17 protein-coding genes are annotated in these 20,329 nt (G+C 47.4%); 6 read left to right on the plus strand and 11 right to left on the minus strand.

The annotated features are described in order from the left end of the window. Together AB4Z29_RS14990 and AB4Z29_RS14995 are read left to right on the plus strand one after the other, a co-directional pair. Positions 1-1,461 carry an ATP-binding protein gene (locus AB4Z29_RS14990; protein WP_441943848.1) on the plus strand — a complete coding sequence of 487 codons (1,461 nt, stop codon included), beginning with the start codon at positions 1-3 and terminating at the stop codon, positions 1,459-1,461. Between the two features lie 105 nt (positions 1,462-1,566). Further along, positions 1,567-2,685 (plus strand): TolB family protein, encoded by a 1,119-nt coding sequence (locus tag AB4Z29_RS14995; protein ID WP_441943849.1) that lies wholly within the window; start codon positions 1,567-1,569, stop codon positions 2,683-2,685. A gap of 103 nt (positions 2,686-2,788) precedes the next feature. Here AB4Z29_RS14995 and AB4Z29_RS15000 read toward each other — a convergent pair whose 3' ends face one another. Continuing rightward, a complete protein-coding gene (locus tag AB4Z29_RS15000) occupies positions 2,789-4,036 on the minus strand; it encodes an MFS transporter (RefSeq protein ID WP_441943850.1) in 1,248 nt (415 codons plus the stop codon). Between the two features lie 208 nt (positions 4,037-4,244). Between AB4Z29_RS15000 and AB4Z29_RS15005 the strand changes: the two genes are divergently transcribed. Further along, positions 4,245-5,486, plus strand: coding sequence for a serpin family protein (locus AB4Z29_RS15005; protein WP_441943851.1), 1,242 nt, complete (start codon positions 4,245-4,247; stop codon positions 5,484-5,486). A 112-nt stretch (positions 5,487-5,598) separates the two neighbouring features. Here AB4Z29_RS15005 and AB4Z29_RS15010 read toward each other — a convergent pair whose 3' ends face one another. The 5 genes from AB4Z29_RS15010 to AB4Z29_RS15030 all read right to left on the minus strand — a co-directional run bounded on the left by AB4Z29_RS15010 (position 5,599) and on the right by AB4Z29_RS15030 (position 11,460). Further along, a complete protein-coding gene (locus tag AB4Z29_RS15010) occupies positions 5,599-6,159 on the minus strand; it encodes a hypothetical protein (RefSeq protein WP_441943852.1) in 561 nt (186 codons plus the stop codon). Between the two features lie 138 nt (positions 6,160-6,297). Continuing rightward, a complete protein-coding gene (locus AB4Z29_RS15015; RefSeq protein ID WP_441943853.1) occupies positions 6,298-8,115 on the minus strand; it encodes an FtsX-like permease family protein in 1,818 nt (605 codons plus the stop codon). A gap of 9 nt (positions 8,116-8,124) precedes the next feature. Then, positions 8,125-8,937, minus strand: a complete 813-nt coding sequence (locus AB4Z29_RS15020) for an ABC transporter ATP-binding protein (RefSeq protein ID WP_441943854.1) — start codon at positions 8,935-8,937, stop codon at positions 8,125-8,127. 208 nt (positions 8,938-9,145) lie between these two features. Next, the gene (locus AB4Z29_RS15025; RefSeq protein ID WP_441943951.1) at positions 9,146-10,315 is read right to left on the minus strand and encodes a GGDEF domain-containing protein; all 1,170 of its coding nucleotides are present in this window, start codon (positions 10,313-10,315) and stop codon (positions 9,146-9,148) included. Positions 10,316-10,515: 200 nt separating this feature from the next. After that, positions 10,516-11,460: a helix-turn-helix transcriptional regulator gene (locus AB4Z29_RS15030; protein ID WP_441943855.1), complete on the minus strand. Its 945-nt coding sequence runs from the start codon at positions 11,458-11,460 to the stop codon at positions 10,516-10,518. Positions 11,461-11,587: 127 nt separating this feature from the next. On the opposite strand from AB4Z29_RS15030, the gene AB4Z29_RS15035 reads away from it, so the two are divergent. Continuing rightward, positions 11,588-12,316 (plus strand): alpha/beta fold hydrolase, encoded by a 729-nt coding sequence (locus tag AB4Z29_RS15035; RefSeq protein ID WP_441943856.1) that lies wholly within the window; start codon positions 11,588-11,590, stop codon positions 12,314-12,316. A gap of 189 nt (positions 12,317-12,505) precedes the next feature. On the opposite strand, the gene AB4Z29_RS15040 is transcribed toward AB4Z29_RS15035, so the two are convergent. After that, positions 12,506-13,765, minus strand: coding sequence for an MFS transporter (locus AB4Z29_RS15040; protein ID WP_441943857.1), 1,260 nt, complete (start codon positions 13,763-13,765; stop codon positions 12,506-12,508). A 270-nt stretch (positions 13,766-14,035) separates the two neighbouring features. Continuing rightward, positions 14,036-14,890: a helix-turn-helix domain-containing protein gene (locus AB4Z29_RS15045; RefSeq protein ID WP_441943858.1), complete on the minus strand. Its 855-nt coding sequence runs from the start codon at positions 14,888-14,890 to the stop codon at positions 14,036-14,038. Between the two features lie 203 nt (positions 14,891-15,093). Here AB4Z29_RS15045 and AB4Z29_RS15050 point away from each other — a divergent pair, with 203 nt between their 5' ends. Both AB4Z29_RS15050 and AB4Z29_RS15055 read left to right on the plus strand, forming a co-directional pair. Further along, complete coding sequence (locus AB4Z29_RS15050) at positions 15,094-16,221, plus strand: Gfo/Idh/MocA family protein (protein WP_441943859.1); 1,128 nt, start codon at positions 15,094-15,096, stop codon at positions 16,219-16,221. 201 nt (positions 16,222-16,422) lie between these two features. Beyond that, entirely contained in the window at positions 16,423-17,037 is a 615-nt protein-coding gene (locus tag AB4Z29_RS15055; protein WP_441943860.1) for a 3'-5' exonuclease, read from the plus strand. Here the strand turns inward: AB4Z29_RS15055 and AB4Z29_RS15060 are convergent. From AB4Z29_RS15060 to AB4Z29_RS15070, 3 genes are all read right to left on the minus strand, one after another. Then, positions 17,034-18,530: an alpha-glucosidase/alpha-galactosidase gene (locus AB4Z29_RS15060; protein ID WP_441943861.1), complete on the minus strand. Its 1,497-nt coding sequence runs from the start codon at positions 18,528-18,530 to the stop codon at positions 17,034-17,036. The two genes, AB4Z29_RS15055 and AB4Z29_RS15060, sit on opposite strands and share 4 nt — an antisense overlap. 110 nt (positions 18,531-18,640) lie before the next feature. Then, positions 18,641-19,573, minus strand: a complete 933-nt coding sequence (locus tag AB4Z29_RS15065; protein WP_441943862.1) for an AraC family transcriptional regulator — start codon at positions 19,571-19,573, stop codon at positions 18,641-18,643. Between the two features lie 33 nt (positions 19,574-19,606). Beyond that, positions 19,607-20,329 (minus strand): nucleoside phosphorylase, encoded by a 723-nt coding sequence (locus tag AB4Z29_RS15070; protein ID WP_441943863.1) that lies wholly within the window; start codon positions 20,327-20,329, stop codon positions 19,607-19,609.

The raw sequence follows: 20,329 nt of genomic DNA on the forward strand, positions 1-20,329 counted from the left end.
ATGAGAATCAGCATAAAATTTAAATTCAGTATTTTTTTGGCTGCCCTATTGCTCCTAACTGTTTTCATTCTAAGCTTGCTGGTACTGGAAGGCATTCAAAAAAATCAACAGCTAGAGGTTGAGCAGTATTTGGCCCAGCAAGGAGCGACCGCAAACGTATATTTTATCCAGACCCTTATGGCCGAGTCTAATAAAGTGCCTCATACCTTTCTCGCCGAGAAAGGCAAGGATTTTGCAGGTCAATTGGAATTGATTAGCGGGCATTCGGTCGTCGTGTATGATCTGCAAGGGGTCATCATGAATAAAGATAAATCGAGCATGACATCCGGCAGCATAAGTAAAACATTAGCCTTTGCGCTGAAAAATAAAACAGCCTATTTGACGGACAACGATTCGTTGTATTACATGACCCCGTTAAAAACAGGCAATGAGCAAGTCGGCGTTGTACAGTTTAATTACTCCCTTGCAAAGAACCTTGCCTTTTACAACCAAATCAAGAAATTGTTCATTTATATTGGAACTGGTGTGTTTTTGCTTAGCTTTATTCTCGCTTATTTCTACTTCAATTCATTTGCAAGTAAGATCATCAGGCTGAATGCTGCGGTGGATCGGATTCGGGAGGGACAATTTGAGATAGACACGCTCGCACGAAAGGATGAAATCGGCGAGCTGAGCGAAGGGATTCGCGATATGAGCGAGCAAATTATGAGAACGATGCGGGATAAGGATCAGGAACGCGAAAAGCTAACCATGGCGGTCCATAAGTTATCCAAGCTTGATCAGCAGCAAAAGCAGTTTATCGGCAGCGTTACACATGAATTTAAAACGCCGTTAACATCTATCAAAGCCTATATCGATCTGCTCCATATGTATCCGGATGACGAGGAGCTGCTTGAAACGGCAAAAACAAATATCAATAGCGAAACGCAACGGTTGTACGAAATGGTGGAAAAGGTTCTGCAATTAGCCTCATTGGAAAAATATGATTTTGAATTCAACAAGGAAAAGATCGACGTACAGCAAGCGATTGAATTCGTACTGAACAGCCTGAGAGGCAAGCTGGATAAGTTCGGTTTGCGGCTGGAAACGGTTTTAACCGAGGCGTATGTAGAAGCTGATAAAGACTGCATGACCATTGTGCTTATCAATCTTCTGGATAACGCCATTAAATACAATAAAGCGAATGGTCATATTTTGGTGATAAGTGAGATCAAAGACGGCCGGGTTATCATTGAAATCGCCGATTCGGGCATAGGCATTCCGGAAGAGGTGGTACACAAGATTTTCGAGCCTTTCTACACCGTTGATAAAAACAGATCCCGGGAAAATGGCGGAGCAGGACTCGGACTTTCGCTTGCGAAGCAATATACCGAATTACAAGGGGGCTCTATCGCTCTTGTGAGGACGGATAAGACAGGAACCGTATTCAGAATCTCTTTTCCCGTTTATAAACCAACATAACCGAGCAATTCATGTGCCATTTCGATGCATTTGTTTACATCTTGGAAACATTCGTTTGTATTTTGGGTACAATTTCTTGATATTGTAGGTATCAAGGAGGCGATCATGATGAAGAAAACAAAAATGGCCATAATGGGGTTGGCAGCAGCATTGCTTGTGTTCACTGCAGCCTGCAGCTCGGAAGATAACAATAGCAAGGTGATTATCAAAGAGCCCGGCGAAACGATAACGGTCATTGATAATGCTGGCAAGGAGACAGGCGAGCCTGATGTTTCCGTGGAAAAAGTAGAAGCTTATGAAAATGTGGCATTTACTGACTGGATCGATGAGGAAACCGTCGTCGTTTCAAAAGAAAATACGTCGCTAGACAAAATGAAGCTGGAAGAATTGGCGGATTCCTATCCTAAAAGCTTGTATTTGTACAATCTGAATACTAAACAATACGAGCTGCTAAAGGAACAGGATAATGTATTTTTAGGTGAAGCGACCTTATCTTCCGATAGAAAGCATTTGCTGTATCAACAATTCGATTTGGGCGATCCTGTCTATTATGTGTTGAATCTCGATACATTGGAATCATTCGGAATTACTGGGGGCTCTATCGGAGGAGCCGTTAGTGCCAAATGGGCGGACGAAAAAACAATTATCGGCGCAGCTTACAGCGGCGGTGCCTATACGGCAAGCACGTCAGGGAGCATCGCTCCGCTCGCAGGATTGAATGAGGAAGCATTGTATATCGTTGAAAAAATAAAGGATAAGGTTTATTACAATACCCAATCCGATGAATCCTTAATGGTGATGAACCTGAGTACCAAGGAAAAAACAAATTTGGGTATAGACCATGTTTATCGCGTAGTCTCCTCGCCCGATGGGAATCAATTGCTCATATTGCAAACTAATGGCACCAAAAGCAAGTTGATTCTAAGCGACGCAGACGGGAAAAATCAAAAAACGATCGCAGAGGGCACGGAGCTCGGCGGAGTTTCATGGTCGCTGGATCAGCGGATGATAGCGTACAGCGAGAAGGCGGACGTAAACGGAACGACCATAAAAGGGCTCTATGTCTACGATATGTTAACCGGCAAGTCCACCTCGCTGGCAGTAGATGTCGACAATGCCGTGACTGCTTGGAGCCCATCCGGCAAAGCTCTCCTTTACACGGAATGGGATGGCAAACAAACGAACAGCCATATTGTTCATTTAAAGTATTCCATACAGAAATAAAAGACGATCTTATTCGATTGTTTCATTGGGCAGGACAGCCTAAAACAGCAGGTAAGATAATGGAAAAAAACCGTTCCCCTTTGCTAGCGCGGGCGGTTTTTTTTCATGCTCCCGGTTCCGGCACTCGCTTAAGAATGACGATCCCTACGATGAACAGGATAATGAGGCTGAATACGCCCATGCTCGTATGGCCGGTAAGCTGCGCGGTTACGCCGACAAGGAGCGGACCCATAATCGAAGCGAACTTATCGAAAATATTGTAAAACCCGAAAAACCGGTTCGCATTCTCCTTAGGCACCATCCGTGCGAAGTAAGACCGGCTCAGCGCCTGGATGCCGCCTTGCGAGGTGGCAACCAGCATGGCCAGCACCCAGAAGTCGAACGCCGACTTCATGAAATAGGCGTAGATGCATACGATGATATAGACGCAAATACCGACGTACAGCATGATTTTGCTAGAAAACAGATCAGCTAAACGCCCGTACAACATCGCGAACGGAGCAGCAACCACTTGCGTGACGAACAATATGATAAGCAGGTCCGTCGATTCGATGCCGAGATCGGTTCCATAAGCGGTAGACATCGTGATAATCGTCCCGACGCCGTCGATATAGAAAAAATAAGCGAGCAGAAACAAGAAAATCGCTCGATGCTGCTTGATTTGCTTTAATGTTTCGTAAAGGCGCCTAAAGCTGTTCGCGACGATTCGGGGCTCGCGGTTCAAGTAATGCTTCTGACGTACGTTGCGGAGCATCGGCAGAGTAAATACGCCCCACCAAAGAGCCGTTATGAAGAACGCCATCTGGCTTGCCGCCGTGACGGATATCGACAAAACCTCTTGCTGAGCTAGAAGAATAATGGCAATACTGATAATAAAGGGGATCGTGCTCCCGATATATCCGATCGCAAATCCGCGGGCAGACACTTTATTCATCCGCGTGTCGTCGGTGACATCCACGAGGAATGCGTCATAGAACACATTAGACCCCGCCGAGCCGATCGCAATGAACATATAACAGACGAGCAGCAGCTCCCAGCTGTCATTCGGAATGAACGTAAGCAGCGCGGTAGCAATAATGCCAAGCAAACTGAAGCCGGCAAAAAACGTTTTTTTGAAGCCTTGGTAATCGGCAATCGTGCCTAAGATCGGCCCTAGCAAAGCAAGGATAAACGTCGAAATCGCAATCGTATATCCCAAGTAAGCTGTAGAATTCGCTGCGCTAACACCTGCGTCCTCTGCCGCCGCTTTATAAAAAAGCGGGAACACGGCCGTTGAAATGATAATCGAGTAGGCAGAATGTCCCCAATCGTACCACATCCAGCTTTTTTCTTCCTTCGAAAATGACCTCATTTGCTTGGCCTCCTGAATGAACCGAATGCTCTTATTGTATAAGAAATGAGGTCTTCCGGGCGCAAAGAACAAAAAATTAACAATATGTTGTGTTGTTAATTTTTTGTTCCTTTGGCGCATCGATAGGTACTTCGCAATCTTATGCAGCAACTTTCCTCCACTGCTGATCGTTGTATAGGTAACACTTTCAATAAATGGGGGATATTTCATGGTTCGCAAACTTCAAATCATAGCTGTTGCCGCCTCATTGCTCCTTACGGCTTGTGGGCAAACCACCGAAACGAAAATTACAAATAGGGATCGTGCCCAGCTAGCTAGTCAAGCAGATAATCGGGTAGTGACAGCCGTGAACGCGTTCGGCCTGTCAGTCCTGAAGCAAGTCTACGATGCTGACAAAGGAGAAAATGTAACCGTCTCTCCTATTAGCCTTACCCAAGCATTAGCTATGGCTATTAATGGAGCAAGTGGCGCCACGTTTGACCAAATGGCGAGCACTATGCTTGTAGATAAACTCACTCGCGATGAGTTAAATAAAGGACAACAAAAGCTAAACGAGCTACTTCGCCAGCCAGGCCCTGGCATCAAGCTGACCATTGCCAATTCGCTTTGGCTCCAAAAGGGCTGGCCCTTTAGGGAGGACTATCTCGGACGAGTGAAGGACACTTATGCCGCCGAGCTGAATGAGCGTGATCTATCTCAACCAGCTACTAGTAAAGAAATCAATAAATGGGTGAACGAACAAACGAACGGTCTAATTCCGACTATTATCGATAAACCGATTCCGGAAGCTACGAAGCTGATGCTGATTAATGCGCTTTATTTCAACGGAACTTGGAAAGACCCCTTTAAGCCGGAACAAACCAAAATGGGGAGCTTTACAAACGCTGACGGGAATACGCCTCAAGTTTCTTATATGCATCAGCAGCAACTATATGAATACGAGGAAACCGCCGATTATCAAGCGGTTCGGCTGCCTTACGGCGATGGACAGATGGGGATGCTCGTCGTGCTTCCCCAGCCAAATGCAGACCGTTCCGTTTTAATTGAACAGCTGCTGACACAAGATGATTTCTGGACCAAACGCTTTGATTCGGTTCAAGGAAAGCTAACATTGCCGAAATTCCGTATAGAAAATCAGCTTGATCTTGCCGATACCTTAAAGGCGATGGGCATGAGCCTGCCTTTCGACAGCCAGAGATCCGACTTCAGTATGATGGCTGATACAGCTGACGGCAATCATCTATACATCAACCACATCCTGCACAAAACGATCATTGACGTTTCCGAACGCGGCACGGAAGCTGCTGCCGTTACGAGGATGGGCCTGGATGGCGGGAGCGCTCCGCCAAGCAAAACCTTTGAGATGGATATCAACCGCCCTTTTCTGTTCGCCGTTCAAGATCTCCAGTCAGGACTGCTGTTATTTGCGGGGGTTGTAGAAACCTTATAGAGGATTATCTTGCATGAATAAGTGAATGTCCACGGGTATGCGCTGCTTCATCCAAGCCTGTCCATCCCCTATTTCGATCAAAGTAATGGCCATTATGATGAGCATGTCTCAGTTATTCATAGCCGCCTTCGGATTCAGGCAAATTTTGATATTCCGTTCGCTCCTGAACGATTAGCTCCACGAATTGGCGCAGCTCCAGCAGCTGCTCGGCTTCGACCGTTTGGCTGCAGTACCGATCGGTCCAAGACATCGTTACGGTATTCCCATTTACATTGACTTCCCAAATATCTTCATTATAAGGGACGGTTTCACAGCCTTTGACTTCGGTCTCCAGCTTCTTCTCGCTCATTATATCCATTTCTCTCATTTTATTATAAATGCTGCGCAGCTCTTCCTTGGTAAACTTCATTGGCGTCGTCGCCGTTCCGTTCGCGATTAAGTCCTTTGTTATCGTGCCTTGAAAGGTGTTAATCTCGTTTTTGTTTGCCGTGCCGTAGCCGTAACGGACCATGAAATCGAAGGTGCTTGGCATATCCTTCGGCATTTTGATCGTTTGCTTTACGGAATTAGTCGCCTCCTGGTCGATAACGGCAACGGAAGCCAGTTCCTTTTCACTGCTGCATCCTGCTATGATAAATAGAAAAACGAACAGGTAAGAGCTTATTCGTTTCATTCTATCGCCTCCCAAATATTTCTGTGTCAGAATTTAGACGCAAATAGTCGAGAGAAGTTGCAGGATGGCGAATGTCTTGTCCCAAGAAAAAAGAAGCTGTCCGAATTTTACTCGGACAGCTTCTTCCCCATTTATATTTTATACGGCAGCTCTCTTGCGTCCTGCTAGTACTAGATTCTGATAAAGCTTAACGGTCAGCATATAATAGACGAAATAAATAACAGCAAACAAGACAAGCGGTATCCATAGCTTATAATAAGGCTCCTCAAGGATAAAGGCGAACAACCTCATCCCGACAAGGACATGCAGCACCCCTGCGATACCAGGAAAAAGGAAGACCAGGAAGAGCTCCTGATAAATCGAGCGAATCAGCTTCTCGCGCCTCACGCCGATCTTACTCAGCATTTCATAACGTTGTACGTCCTTTGCGGCGCCAGAGAGCACCTTGAACATTAGACAGCTTGCCATCATAGCCAAGAAGGCGATGCCGAGGAAAAAGCCCATAAAAAAAGTTCCGCTCGCGTTGCCGATTGCATTCTGGTAATATTGAAATTTGCTCCAAGGCATGTAACCATCTTTATGCTTGCTTATGCTCAGTTCATCAAGTGCTGCCCAAGACGCACGATGGGCTAGAAAGTCATTCGTTTTCCCAATGATGATGTATTTCGCCTCAACCGGTATCGCTTCGAATTGATCTTCTTCGACAATAAGATACCCCATGGACTGATCAGGCGCGATCGTCCACAGAAAGGAATCCCATTCCGGGCTGTTCGCCGCTCCGGCACCTGCCTCTCCGACAGGCAGCTTCTCCGTTACGCGGATTAATGAGTCCACTTCCTTCTTCCCTTGCTGCGATTGAATGAGCGGCCTTTGCTTCTCTAGATCGCCACGCGCATAATAGAGCTTCCCATTCTCAACCTTGTAGCGATATTGCAGCCGATCCACAAACGGAATAGCGTTAAGCAGCTTCTCTTCCTCAGGCAGCGGATTATGGACAATCATATCGTATACGCTGTAGCTTTCGCTTTTTATTTTTGCATCGTTTATAAAAGCCATCCCTCCAGCAATTGCACCCGCTCCAAGGGCAATCAGCATCGCAACCGTCGCCAGCAGCTTCGTTAATCCGTTAATCCGGAAGCTTAATTGACCGAAGGTAAAGGCTCGTAATCCCCGCAAGCTGTTGCGATTTTTCAGCATCGCCACAAATGGAGGCAGCAGCACCATAAACAAAAGGTAGGTACCGATTGGGGTCATAAACGTAGCGGTAAACAGTCCAATCTCCCGCAGCTGCTCCATGAAGGTTAATGAAAAATATCCAAGTCCTAAAGCAATTAGCCCTAGAACACCAAGCACTCTCTTCCACACGCTGCTTTTCCACAACTGGTCGGCTTGTGAATGGCCATGCACGAGCTGCAGCACTTGAAGCCTTGCAAGCTTCAATTGATTCCAAAGCGCTGACAAGCCGAACAATGCGACAAAGAAAACAAAGGTAAATAAAACAGCAGGCCCGTATACGGCGTGGTAACCAGTCAAGGTTACATGAAGCTGAGCAGCCATCAGCCTACCGACTAAAGCGGACAAACCAAAACCAAGCGTTAGACCGATTCCTAACGAAAGGATTCCGACCGCAATCGTCTCGATGAACATGAGCGAGCGAATTTTTCTTTTTCTAGCGCCGAGCACCAGATATAAGCCGTACTCGCGCTGGCGCAGCGAAAGAAGAAATCCATTCGCGTACAAAATGTAAAAAAGCGTAATCGCCGACAACAGAAATGAACCCATGTTATAGACGAGCTGTATAGAATCAATGACGCCATTCGCTTCCGTAAAGCTGCGATTCCAAGCCATCGTCTGAAACATATAAAATATGGAGATCGACATGACCAGTCCCGCTAACAGGATCAAATAATCTTTGGCTCTGCTCTTCATGCCTGACAATGCTAGTTTGAATAACATAAGCCCACCTCAGCGCCTCTCCTGAGCATAGGTAGCCTCCAAAATTGGACTTGTCGCCGACGCTGCCGCCTTGCCATAGTCGCCAAGCACATCCAATATTTGCTTATAGAATACTTCCCGACTGCCGGTGCGATGCAGCTCCTGAACCAGCCGACCGTCCTGAATAAACACAATTTTCCCGCAATAGCTGGCGCTGAACGCATCATGCGTAACCATTAGAATTGATATTCGATCTTCTTCATTCAAGCGCTTCATCGTCTCAAGCAGGCTGACTGCATTTTTCAGATCGAGGGAGCCTGTCGGTTCGTCGCCAAGCAGCAGCGCAGGCTTATGCACGAGCGCGCGGGCGGCTGCGGTACGCTGCCTCTGCCCGCCGGAGATCATGGCCGGATACTTATCCGCGATCAGGGATATGCCAAGCTTCTCCAAGACCTCGTTCACCTTGCTTTTCATTTGACCGACGGCCATGTTTTGAAGAGAAAGCGGCAGTGCAATATTCTCGTATACCGTTAAGTTGTCCAGCAAATTAAAGTCTTGAAAAATAAATCCGAGCTGCTCGGCGCGAAAATCCGAGAGCTCCCCCGATTTCATGCGGGTAATATCCGTACCAGCAATGCTAATCGTACCTTCCGTTGGATTGTCCAACGTTGAAATGACATTAAGCAGCGTAGTCTTGCCAGAGCCGGAAGCTCCCATAATGCCAATGAACTCGCCTTCCTGCATCGTGAAAGAAATATCTTTTAATGCATAGACCTGATTTACAGGACTGCTTCCATATATTTTGGATAATCGTTTAATCGCAATAACGGGCGTACTCGTCATCTCTCCAGCATCTCCTTCTATTTAGGCAAATAGGCTCGCCTTTTCTTTCACTTTAAGTATAGATAAGACAGCTCTAGCAAACGTAATGTATCACTAAAGAAAACATGAAGATTTCCTTAACTTTTATAATAATGGTGTAAAGAATGCAAAAAACCGACGTCAGCGCCAAGCGCAAACATCGGTCTGTATGTAGTCATTAAAAGCAGGTTCAGCCTATCATTGCTGCCATTTCCATCCGGGCAGCTACGTTGCGCCCGTTATCCTTGGCCGTGTATAACGCTTTGTCACAAAGCTTGTAAAGCGATTCCAGCTTCGTTTGCTCCGTCGGAAGGACGGTAACGACGCCTAGGCTTATAGATAGCCTGCTCGCCATCTCGGGAACAAGTACCTGCATGGTGGACTGCCTTAATGCTTCCACCAGCTGGTCGGCCTCGTACTCATCCGTCTCTGGCAGCAGAATAGCGAATTCATCACCGCCGTATCGGCTGAAGCAGTCCTTGCTGCGCAGCAGGGAGCCTATGTGTGCAGACAGCTGCTGCAGCGCGCGGTCGCCGATTGCATGCCCATAGGTATCATTAATCTTCTTGAAATGGTCAATGTCAAATAGTACAAGAGACAAATGCTCGCCTCTTCTAGCGTGCTCGGCAATCATTCGCATGGAAAATGAAATAAACGTCCTTCGGTTGAGAACACCCGTCAAATCGTCATAATTAGCGAGCCTTTCCAGCTCTTGATCCGCCTGTTCCTTCAGAAGAAGAACAAAGCCAATGTTGCCGATGAACATAATTAAAAATAACGACAGAAACGTAAAGGTCTGATAGATGCTTGGCGTGAACATACCGATCATTTCATGCGTACCAAGCGCAATGAACGATCTTCCGAGCAGCGAAACCAATATTGAAACATACAGAAAGCCGATTGTTCTCTTAATAAACGACGGATTCTTTGAGCGAATCAATAAATAGGCTGGTACCGCCATAAACAATGCGATTCCAATCGAAGCCACTGCAATTCTTACATTCTCCTGATTGCTTGTGAACAAAACGATATGAAAAGCGGCAATGACAAGGATCGTCAGCGTAAGGTATACCATTGGGATCGAACGACTGAAGCGCTGCTGAAGCTTCAGCATCGCAGCTGTTTCTAGCGAGAAACCGATAAAGAGAAGCGAGTTTGTCAGCGAAATCGTTAACAAATCCGGAATGCCGTTCCGCATGACGATCACCAGCCAAGCAAGGACTTGCGTAGCTTTAGCGATTAGAAACATGCTCAGCAAGTGATCTTTCATATGGGTACGCCAATAGGCGCTGATGAGAATAACCGAAAAAATATGTCCAAATACAATCAAGACCATAACCGTCTTCATATCCAATAGCATACTCACTCTGGGCACCAACTTATGCAAGGATTTACCGTATGCCTTGATTATACTAGATAGCTTATGTTTTTTCATTTATTTTATTGCATTAATTACTATTTGAACCAGCCCCTACGCCTAAACCATGAACATTTATCTTCGGTTAGCCCATGAGTGCGCAGCAGTTCGCCGCCTACACTGCTCTATTCGTCCTTTGCTCGTTATGAATAATATAATTCTTGCATGTTCCTAATCTTCTGAGTCATTGAAGCTACCCCTTCTGCAGGCGCGACAATTTTGGCTTTCACCCCAAGCGACCAGATAAGCTCGATATAGAATGGCAGATCCTCTAAGACAATTGGTACAGCAGCTGTACCGCTCCCATCTTCATTCCGGCTAATAAAAGGCGCAAAGCGCGTATTCGTTTCCAGCTGCCAAACTCCTTGCTGCGTTAGTTCCAGCTGCAGCAGCGTTTGTTCAAGCAGCTGCTTATTTGGTTTATCCAGCAGCGTCAGCTGTTCGATTTCTTCACGACTTTCTACATTCGGGTTCATTTCCACAGAAATCATCCGATCCGCTCTGAATTGCCTGATCTCATCTCGCATGAAGCAATACGCTGGGCAATACCAATAACCAGAGCTCGCATACAGTCCAATAGGTTGAATATCCCGCAGACTCACTCCATTGCCGGAACGATACGACACCGATACAACGCTGCGATTCATAATCGCTTGTAGGAGAGTTTGCAATATAATGGGGGACATTTCCCGGTAAGGGCTATAGAGTGCAATCCTATTTCTCAGCTGGTCGATATGTTCCTTCATATCCGCGGGCAAGTAATGATAAAACTTATGGAGCGCCGAGCTCGCCCCTTCTCCAAACGGAAGCGAGCTGAAATAATCCAAGGACTGTCCGGCAAAAAACATAGCAACCGCTTCGCTTTCCGTGAAGCTGATCGGCGGAAGCAATCGCTCCTGCAGCAGCCTATATCCGCCACCGCGGCCCTGTACGGAATAGACTGGCACGCCTAGCTCGCTTAGCTCGAGCAAATCCCTCGTAATCGTGCGAGTGGATATGCCGAATTCATCGGCTAGCTCCTGTACCGTGAATGATCTCCTCGCATTAACAATCATCATTAATTGAATAAGCCGCTGCGACTTCTGCAAAGGCAACCCTCACTTTCACTCCCTTTATTTTAGCTTAATTTTCAAACAAGACAATATCTGTCTTATTTAGAGGATAGGATATAAGTGCAGCACCAATCCAAACGATTGATTAGTGGGGGGAATACACATGAATAAGATCGATGCTTTGCCGCAAGAAGTTGGTTTCATATTCATCCATGGGGCCGGTTTGAACAGCGGGATCTGGAGTAAAACGGTGGAGAGTCTCGGATATCCTTATTTACTCGTTGATTATCCGAATCGAAGCAGTCGTCATGAAGCAGGGAACAAGCTAACTTTGGCGGATTATACGGCTTATATGCATGAGCAAATCAAGCAATGGGGCATTAAGCGATTCATAATCGTTGCCCATTCTTTAGGAGGTGTGCTTGCCCTTCGACTAGCAGAAGAGTTCAAGGAGCGAATTGCAGGCTTTATAGCAATTGGCGCGATTATTCCAAGCAAGGGCAATTCATTCCTCTCGACTCTCCCCATGCCGAATAGAATCCTGATGGGAGCCCTCCTGCGGATGTTCGGAACCAAGCCTCCCAGATCTGCTATTCGCGCCGGAATATGCCATGATCTAACAGAGGAGCAGGCAACCGAGCTTATTGACGGATTTATCCCTGAGTCTCTCCGCGTATATTTAGACCGTTCTGATGCGGTTGTGCCATCGGTGAAAAAGCTGTATGTGAAGCTAAGCAATGACAGGGAGCTCAGCCCCGCTTTGCAAAATAAAATGATTGCCAATTTGGACCCTCATGCCGTGCTAAGCATGAATACTGGTCATCTGCCTATGCTTGGCAATCCCGCACGGCTTCGCGAGCTGCTGCAAAGCTTTATGTCTTTCTCAGCGTAAGTCCGCGTAAATCCATGCTGGACCTGTTTCAGGCATGTTTCATTCAGAAGAAACATGCCTGCAAGTGTGGCTAATGATAGCCCGTAGGCGTAGTTATCGTCCACGTATTTCTGCGGGCAGGGCAGAAGCTGGGCAGCAAAAAGCCTCTGCTCCCGTTTCCGGAAGCAGAGGCGACTGACACGCTTTATTTTACAGCGCTTTTTCCGAGCAGGGCTCCTCTTTTATCAACAGCACCGAAATATACTGCAGCACGGCCATTGCGAAGAGCACAACAGGCATCCATATCGATTCCAAATCCTTGGCTAGAAAGATAAGCAGCGTAATGGACAACACTCTCCCAACATTAAGGAAGAGCTCCCGCATGACCACAGACTCTACGCGAAGCTGCCCTTTCAATGGCAGCGTGCCGATTAAGCGGTAATAATAAGAAGTCAGCGTGTTGACAGCGAGCGGGTTGCAAATGGAGAACAAAATCATAAATATGGCGACTGACCAAAACTCAACTTGGACAAGCAGCAGCGACGATCCGAGTGCCACGCCTGTCGTAGAGAGCAGCACATATTTGCGTACTTGCTCTTTCTGCGCTTTTCTTGATATGACATACCCGGTAGCAACGGTAAGCGAGGAGAAAAATACCCCTAAGTACCCGACCCAATCCTCGCGGCCGACGGTTTGGAAAAGCATGATATTTGGCAAAAAAAGCATAATGCCCTGGAATAGGCCGAGCACGAAAAAACTAAACAAGGCTTTCTTCCATCGCCGGTTCTTGTTCATAACAAGCCCCATGAATTTCAAATAATACGCTTTGTGATGGGATTGAATCATCGGAATACGGAAGCTCACAATCGCAGCGATCAGAAACATAATAAACGCCATGGAAAAGATAATGACATACCCCTGCAATCCTTCGCTGCGCTGAATGATGAACCCGGCTAGCGCAGGTCCGGCAAGCCCGGAAGCATTAAACGCAATCATATTGATCGCAAGAAAACGGATGCGGTTCGCTTCGGTTGAGACATCGTATTGAATGACTAAGTAACCGGTCCAATACAAGCCCGCGGCAATCCCGTTGAAAATAGCAAACAGTATGTAATATTGCGCGACATGCTCCTGAGCAATGACGACCATCAAATAAAAGACCGCGATCATCACGATTCCGAGCCGGTAGGTAACCATTCGGTCACGCCGTTTGGCAATCCATCCGCCAAGCGCGAATGCAGGCGGTGTGAGCAAAAATACGATGATGTTGTAAATCCCGTTGATCATCAAATCCTGCGTTAACCGCCATAAGTATAAATTTAAAAACAAGCCTGACATGGATGCGCCGAACTGAAAGCAGCAATGAATGAGCAGTGCCGTGACGGCATTCTTGCTCAGTTTGCTTTCAGGAGATAGCGGTGCACCTTTAAAAAGGTTTATTTTGGTCCAAAATCTGGTCCCATTCCCCATCTGCTGCATCCCCCGTTGTACTTCAACTGGATAACGTTTTCTTTTTATTTATCTTATCATATCGATTCCGTATTCCCCTCAGGCAAGAAAGCGCTCTCTTGGTCAAATAAGCCACTAGCCCCCCATATGGCAAGCTGTAGGAAACCTATTCTTTGTTTTAGTTCATTGTTCTCTCGATTAAGGTTACAGCCTTGACTTGAAATCGCTGGACGGCACGAATTTTCGTACGTAGGAAGATTATGCCATCTCCATTTGGGAAGCGTGCCTGTATCATAAAATATTGCACATCCTCCGGTACATCCTAGGTGAAACCCCTTGCCATTTTTTGAATACATGACTGAATTGATGAAGGTCTTTATATCCCACAAGCGCACCAATATATTCGATCTTCAAATCCGACTCTCGCAAATATTTGATAGCTTCATGATGGCGAATACGCTGTAAATACTGGTACGGTGTTGTCCCGAAGGTTTCTTTGAACAAGCGAATGAAATGGTCCTCACTTAGATTAAGACGATGCGCCATGGCTGAATTAGACCATTGCATATGCATATTCTGATGCAGTTCCTCTGTCAATTCATGAAGCGCCTTGTCATAGGCAGGTAAGGCTACCCTTACGATTTTCTCTTGATGTCTCATTAGTGCGGTAATAATAAGCAGCATCAAACCTCTGCATACCGTTTCGAATTCTGGCCTAGCGGACATAAACTCATCCTTTATGACATCCATCCAACGCACAATCTCCTGAGGAATAGAAGTATAGCGACGGGCAAATATAGCCTCTCCCTGTCCGTTAACCGGCAGGAAACAGAAATGGTCATCGTGTACCGCCTGTTCGTCGACAATGACGCCGAGATCATTTCCGATATCCAGCTCATCGTAAAAGTCAAAATGAATGCCTAGCAATTGTGCGCCTGGCGCAGATGTAATTTCTATCCGATGATAATCAGCCGACTGCAGAAATAACAGATCCCCGGCATTGTATGTGGTCGGATCGGGCTCATTGCTGAAATGTACGCGCATCTCGCCCGCAATCACATACATAAATTCAAAATCATATAATCTACGGGTCGTTCCGCGCATGCTTAAAACATATTGATTCTGTGCCCAATGTACACTCGGCAACAGTTCCCGGCTCACAAATTTACGAGGTTTTACATGTGAGGCTGCTATGGCTGAATCTCCCCTTCTCCAGAAAACAAATCGATTTATGACAACTTTATCACGGAAACACGCAAATACATCCTTATATTCGAATGTTACTATTTATGTACCATATCGGAAATAAGCAATATATTTTAAATTTTATGTAGATAGGATGATATGCGATGAGAATCGGTATTATTGGGTACGGCGCTCGAATTGAAGGCATATTCACGGAATTATCAAAAGTAGATCCCAGTTGTCAGATCGTCGCCATTGCCGATCCGCGCATGGGAGAGCTTAAGCCGTCGGTAACGTTCGACCATTCCGAACAGGTCCAATGGTTCGAGAGGGCAGATGAGCTCTTGGATAACGTAACGTTGGATGGCGTTGTTGTAGGCACACGCTGTAATCTGCATACGGAAATCGCTCTGAAGGTGCTGAAGCGAAATTTGCCGTTGTTTCTTGAGAAACCGGTTGCAACGACTTACGATGATTTATTTCGGTTAAAAGCAGGTTATGAGGCCTCTCATTCGCAGGTTGTCGTCTCCTTTCCTTTGAAGAACACACCTTTGGTAAAGCTGGCCAAAGAGATTATTGATTCCGGGAAGATCGGTACGGTGGAACATGTTCAAGCCGTTAACAATGTTCCCTATGGCAATGTATATTACCAGAATTGGTATAGAGATGAACAGATTACCGGTGGCTTGTTCCTGCAGAAGGCTACGCATGATTTCAATTACATCAATTATCTGGTTGGCCAGAATCCAGCGGCGGTATGCGCAATGAAATCGAAGCAGATCTATAAAGGCGATAAAAAAGCAGGCTTGCAATGTACGGATTGCGATGAAAAATATATTTGCCCTGAAAGCTCATTAAACCATGCATTAGGAAAATATTGCAGCTTCGCCGAAGACACCGGGAATGAAGATTCTGGAAGTGCGCTTATTCGATATGATACCGGCATGCATGTGTCGTATTCGCAAAACTTTTTCGCTCGGCGTGCCGCAGCAAAACGCGGCGCACGGCTGCTCGGCTATAAAGGAACATTGGAATTTGATTGGTACACAAGCGAATTGAAGGTGTTCATGCATCATGAAGCACGGGTGGAAACCCATCAGCTTGACGCCAACGCCTACGATGGGCATGGCGGAGGGGACAAGAAGCTGCTCCTTAACTTCACGAGGGTCATGCGCGGGCTTGAGCAATCCGCTACGCCGCTGGAAGATGGATTGCTTAGCGCATTATTATGCTTGAAAGCTAATGCGTCAGCGGACACAAATACGTTCCGTACCGTTGATTGGAACAGGTAAAGCGACATATTTGCTTGCTGCATGTAGGTTTAGTACTTATACCTCTGCAAAATAAAAAGAGACGGGTTCAGCGAGAGGCATTTGCCACTCTCCTAAACCGTCTCTTGTTTCATCCGCCAAATAAAAGGTTATTTATCACTTTTAGCGAATAATATGCGTATAGAACCTTACCTTATTACTAGAAAAAGTGGTGAAACAGCTATGAATGCACATGATTATACCGTCATTGACTTTGAAACGAGCGGACTCGATCCGAAGAAGGATCGCGTCATTGAAATGGCTGCAATCCGCTGCGTGAACGGTGAGATCGCCAGCGAATTCAGCACCTTGGTCCGCTATGATGGCAAGCTTTCTGCCAAAATAACGGAGCTAACCGGCATTACCGATGAAATGACCGCTGCCGGGATGGATGAGGATACCGCATTCCGCATCTTAAACCGCATGCTTGGCGATAACGTTATTATTGCGCATAATGCCGCCTTCGATCTCGGCTTCCTGCACCATTCCTTGCTACGCATCGCAGGGAGATCGTTTACGAACAGCTTCATCGATACGCTAACGATCAGCCGTGCTCGACATGTCTATCCGCATACGCTGAAGGATATGTCGGACCGTTACGGCATACCTCTGATTGGCGGACACCGAGCGCTTAACGATGTTATCGCCTGCTGGGAAATCTTCCGCAAGATGGACGAGGAAATGCCTGCTGCAGATTTTCTCAACACGCTTGGTTATCTCAAAAAGTTCGGTCCTCCTGCATGGAGCCCTCCCGGAGCTATCTTAGAGCCGATTGAGCTGAAGTACGCGCCGCGTTAGACGCGCTCCTTGCCTTTATCCGAATCGCCAGCGTTCTTATTCGCTGCGTCACGGTCCTGCTGCATCTCTTCAACCGTCTTCACTTTTAGGCGCGCTGCACCTGCGTAATCACGGGTAGGAAGCAGCGGGCCTTCTGTTTGGCGTTTCTTGGCAGCTGCAATAGATTCCGAATACTGCGGCAGCCATTGCTCCTGCGCCACAAGCATCTCATCGACCATTTGCCAAATTTCATTAGGGTTGCAGACGGCGCCTACAAGCGGGTCCATCATGAACGCTTGACGCAGCAGCTTGTCGTCGCCATGAATTGCAGCCTCTACTGCCAGGCGCTGCACGGATATGCTGACATTGCATACCGCTGCCGCCCCAAGCGGCAGATCGCCAACCGTTGGCATGGAGATGCCATTGCGGTCTACATAACCTGGAGCCTCGATGATTGCATCATTAGGCAGATTCGCAATAACGCCGTTATTCTCTACGTTGAAATGTCCGCGATACACGCGTCCCGTTTCCAATCCCTCGATAATATAGGAGCCATGCTCATGGCTGCGCAGCTCGCTTTTAAATTCATTGGCAGGATCCTTCATCCAGTTAGGGAAATCCGTCTCGAACCAGTTGCGTCCTTCCGTGCATACCCGCAAATAACCGCCTGTTTCTCCATTAATCCACGAGCTGAGATCAATCCAATCGTTAATTTCCTCTGGGCGTTTACGGTACCAAGGCACATATTCGCTCAAGTGACCGTTCGATTCCGTGCTGTAATAACCGAAGCGGCGCAGCATGTCAATGCGCACTTTCTCCGTACGGCTAAAGTCTGGATGCTTCTCGAAGGCTTCCAGCAGCTTGCCGGTCAGGTCCTCGCCGTTATGCTTAATTTGGATATACCACGTCTGATGGTTGATGCCTGCACAAATGATATCGACTTCCTCTTTTTTAAGGCCGAATGCTTCAGCAATCTGCCAATGGCCGCCCTGTACCCCATGGCATAAGCCAATCGTCCGCACACCGCCGTATTTATTGCATGCCCATGTCATCATAGCCATCGGATTCGCATAGTTAAGCAGAAGCACATCCTCTGCTGCAACCTCGCGAATATCACGACAAATGTTCATCATCTCCGCGATGCCGCGCTGTCCGTACATAATGCCGCCTGCGCTCAGCGTATCGCCTACGCATTGATCGACGCCGTATTTCAGCGGAATGTCCACGTCTGTTGCAAAAGCTTCAAGGCCTCCGACGCGAATTGTACAAATTACGTACTTCGCATCCTTCAGCGCCTCGCGGCGATCCGTAGTCGATTGAATCTGGATCGAGAGTCCGTTCTCATGAATGTCACGCTGGCAAAGCGCCGTAACCATCTCAAGGTTATGCGCGTTTATATCGGTGAACGCAAGCTCGATGTTTTGAAATTCAGGAACAGCAAGCAAATCCCGCATTAAGCCGCGCGTAAATCCGATCGATCCTGCACCAATGAAAGTTATTTTAAAAGCAGACATGCGAATCAGCCTCCGATTATCGTTTAATAGAGTCGTTCTATCTCCTCTATATTGTAGCAACGATCTGAAGGAAGCGTTATCAAAATTGTGACTTCATGGTCTATTCCTTGTCAGAAATCGTCACTTTCATTGGCGCTAATTTGCCCGCGATAATCCCATATTTGCGTATTGAGCGAGTTCCGATAAGCGATAGGCGTGCTGCCCGTATACTTTTTGAACATCGCATGAAAGTATTGCCTGCTTCCTACGCCTACATAATCGCAAATATCAGCAATCGCGATATCCGTCTCGCGCAGCAGCATCATGGCCTTCTCCATTCGAAGCTCAGTCAAATAGCCGGTTATCGTTTTGCCGAGCTGCGCTCGGAATACCCGGTGCAAGTAACCGGGATGCAGGCTGACTGCAGCCGCAATATCTTTGACTTGTATATCGCGGTCATAGTTATGGTGCATATATTCAATCGCTTGCTTCACGTAACGGTCAATGGGACTCGCGCCCTCTGAACCCGTTTCGCTTCGAAGTCTGGCAATCGCAAGGATCAGCTGAGCAAATAGCAGCTCCGCTTTCATATTCAGATTTTTCCCTTTGCGGTCAAGCTCTAGCACCAAGCTTTTGAGCACCTGATAAACCTCGCTTGGATCACGCAAAAACAAATAAGAGGACGGCTCTGTGATCAATTCCGCCACAAATTCGTCCTCCACAGCAAGCTGACGCATAGAAGGGAACGCCGCCAGGCGCTCCCTGAAATCAAATTCCACGTTCAGCATTCGGCATGGTCCTCGCTCATCAACCGTTAACCGATGCGGCATATTGGCGTTCAAGATGACGAAGTCGCCTTTTTTAAGCGTCATATCGCAGCCTTCTGCCTCCGCCGTTCCTTCGAGCTCAATCGCGCAAGCACCGGAAATCACATACATGATCTCAATCGAATCATGCGTGTGAAAGGCCATCGAATAATCCGACCATTGCCTGAAATAATAGGCGAACACATGCGGATGCAAATCGCCAATCATCCATTCCTTCTTAAAAAGCGTTCCGCCCATTGTATGCGTCCCCCTTGCCCAGCAGCTAGGTTGTTACACGGAAGCCAGCTTAGCTACAGCACGCAGCGCCGTGTCAATCTCACGCTCTACCGCCTTCGCAACAAGGTCGGTATGCGGATCGTATTCACCCGCTAAATCAGCATCCGCGTATCCGTCCAGCGCTAGAATAGCACCAGCGCGCGCGCCGCGGAGTGTTGCAATAATGTAAAGCGCCGCGATTTCCATTTCAACGGCAATCGCTCCTGACTGCTTGTACGCCTTATGGGGAATGTCAACGACACCCGAGAAAAAGACATCTAACGTTACGGTAATGCCCTTCTTCACGATGCCTTCGCTTTCCTTAGCCGCAGCATAAAGCGCCTCTGTAACCTCGCTGTCCGCGATTGCCGGGAAACCGGCAGGCACCAGCTGATGCGTCAAGCCTTCCGCCCTTACAGCGGCCGTGCTTACCACTAGGCTGCCCGCGGGATGGTCAGCAGAATAAGATCCGGCCGTACCTACGCGAATAAGCGTCTTAACGCCGCCGCGAATGAGCTCCTCGAAGCAAACGGCCGCGCCTGGGGAACCAACGCCATGGCTGACGACAGCCAGCCGCACGCCTTCGTATTCGCCAACAAACGTCCGGTACTCGCGCGCGAACGCAAGCTCCTTGGCATGATCAAGCTTCTGAGCGATTAGCTCCGCCCGGCCCGGGTCTCCGCACACGATTGCATAAGCCGGCAAATCTTCTGGATTAACCTGTAATATAGGCAGCAT

The organism is Paenibacillus sp. 2TAB23 (genome assembly GCF_052115165.1).
In the GTDB taxonomy this organism is placed as follows: domain Bacteria; phylum Bacillota; class Bacilli; order Paenibacillales; family Paenibacillaceae; genus Pristimantibacillus.

What these genes read in the sequence shown, in the direction of transcription:
- AB4Z29_RS15000 (WP_441943850.1), bottom strand. Translation starts at nt 4,036, where the DNA reads ATGAGGTCATTTTCGAAGGAAGAAAAAAGCTGGATGTGGTACGATTGG.
- AB4Z29_RS15020 (WP_441943854.1), bottom strand. Translation starts at nt 8,937, where the DNA reads ATGACGAGTACGCCCGTTATTGCGATTAAACGATTATCCAAAATATAT.
- AB4Z29_RS15010 (WP_441943852.1), bottom strand. Translation starts at nt 6,159, where the DNA reads ATGAAACGAATAAGCTCTTACCTGTTCGTTTTTCTATTTATCATAGCA.
- AB4Z29_RS15035 (WP_441943856.1), top strand. Translation starts at nt 11,588, where the DNA reads ATGAATAAGATCGATGCTTTGCCGCAAGAAGTTGGTTTCATATTCATC.
- AB4Z29_RS15015 (WP_441943853.1), bottom strand. Translation starts at nt 8,115, where the DNA reads ATGTTATTCAAACTAGCATTGTCAGGCATGAAGAGCAGAGCCAAAGAT.
- AB4Z29_RS15055 (WP_441943860.1), top strand. Translation starts at nt 16,423, where the DNA reads ATGAATGCACATGATTATACCGTCATTGACTTTGAAACGAGCGGACTC.
- AB4Z29_RS15005 (WP_441943851.1), top strand. Translation starts at nt 4,245, where the DNA reads ATGGTTCGCAAACTTCAAATCATAGCTGTTGCCGCCTCATTGCTCCTT.
- AB4Z29_RS15025 (WP_441943951.1), bottom strand. Translation starts at nt 10,315, where the DNA reads ATGCTATTGGATATGAAGACGGTTATGGTCTTGATTGTATTTGGACAT.
- AB4Z29_RS15060 (WP_441943861.1), bottom strand. Translation starts at nt 18,530, where the DNA reads ATGTCTGCTTTTAAAATAACTTTCATTGGTGCAGGATCGATCGGATTT.
- AB4Z29_RS15065 (WP_441943862.1), bottom strand. Translation starts at nt 19,573, where the DNA reads ATGGGCGGAACGCTTTTTAAGAAGGAATGGATGATTGGCGATTTGCAT.
- AB4Z29_RS15050 (WP_441943859.1), top strand. Translation starts at nt 15,094, where the DNA reads ATGAGAATCGGTATTATTGGGTACGGCGCTCGAATTGAAGGCATATTC.
- AB4Z29_RS14990 (WP_441943848.1), top strand. Translation starts at nt 1, where the DNA reads ATGAGAATCAGCATAAAATTTAAATTCAGTATTTTTTTGGCTGCCCTA.
- AB4Z29_RS15040 (WP_441943857.1), bottom strand. Translation starts at nt 13,765, where the DNA reads ATGGGGAATGGGACCAGATTTTGGACCAAAATAAACCTTTTTAAAGGT.
- AB4Z29_RS14995 (WP_441943849.1), top strand. Translation starts at nt 1,567, where the DNA reads ATGATGAAGAAAACAAAAATGGCCATAATGGGGTTGGCAGCAGCATTG.
- AB4Z29_RS15070 (WP_441943863.1), bottom strand. Translation starts at nt 20,329, where the DNA reads ATGCTGCCTATATTACAGGTTAATCCAGAAGATTTGCCGGCTTATGCA.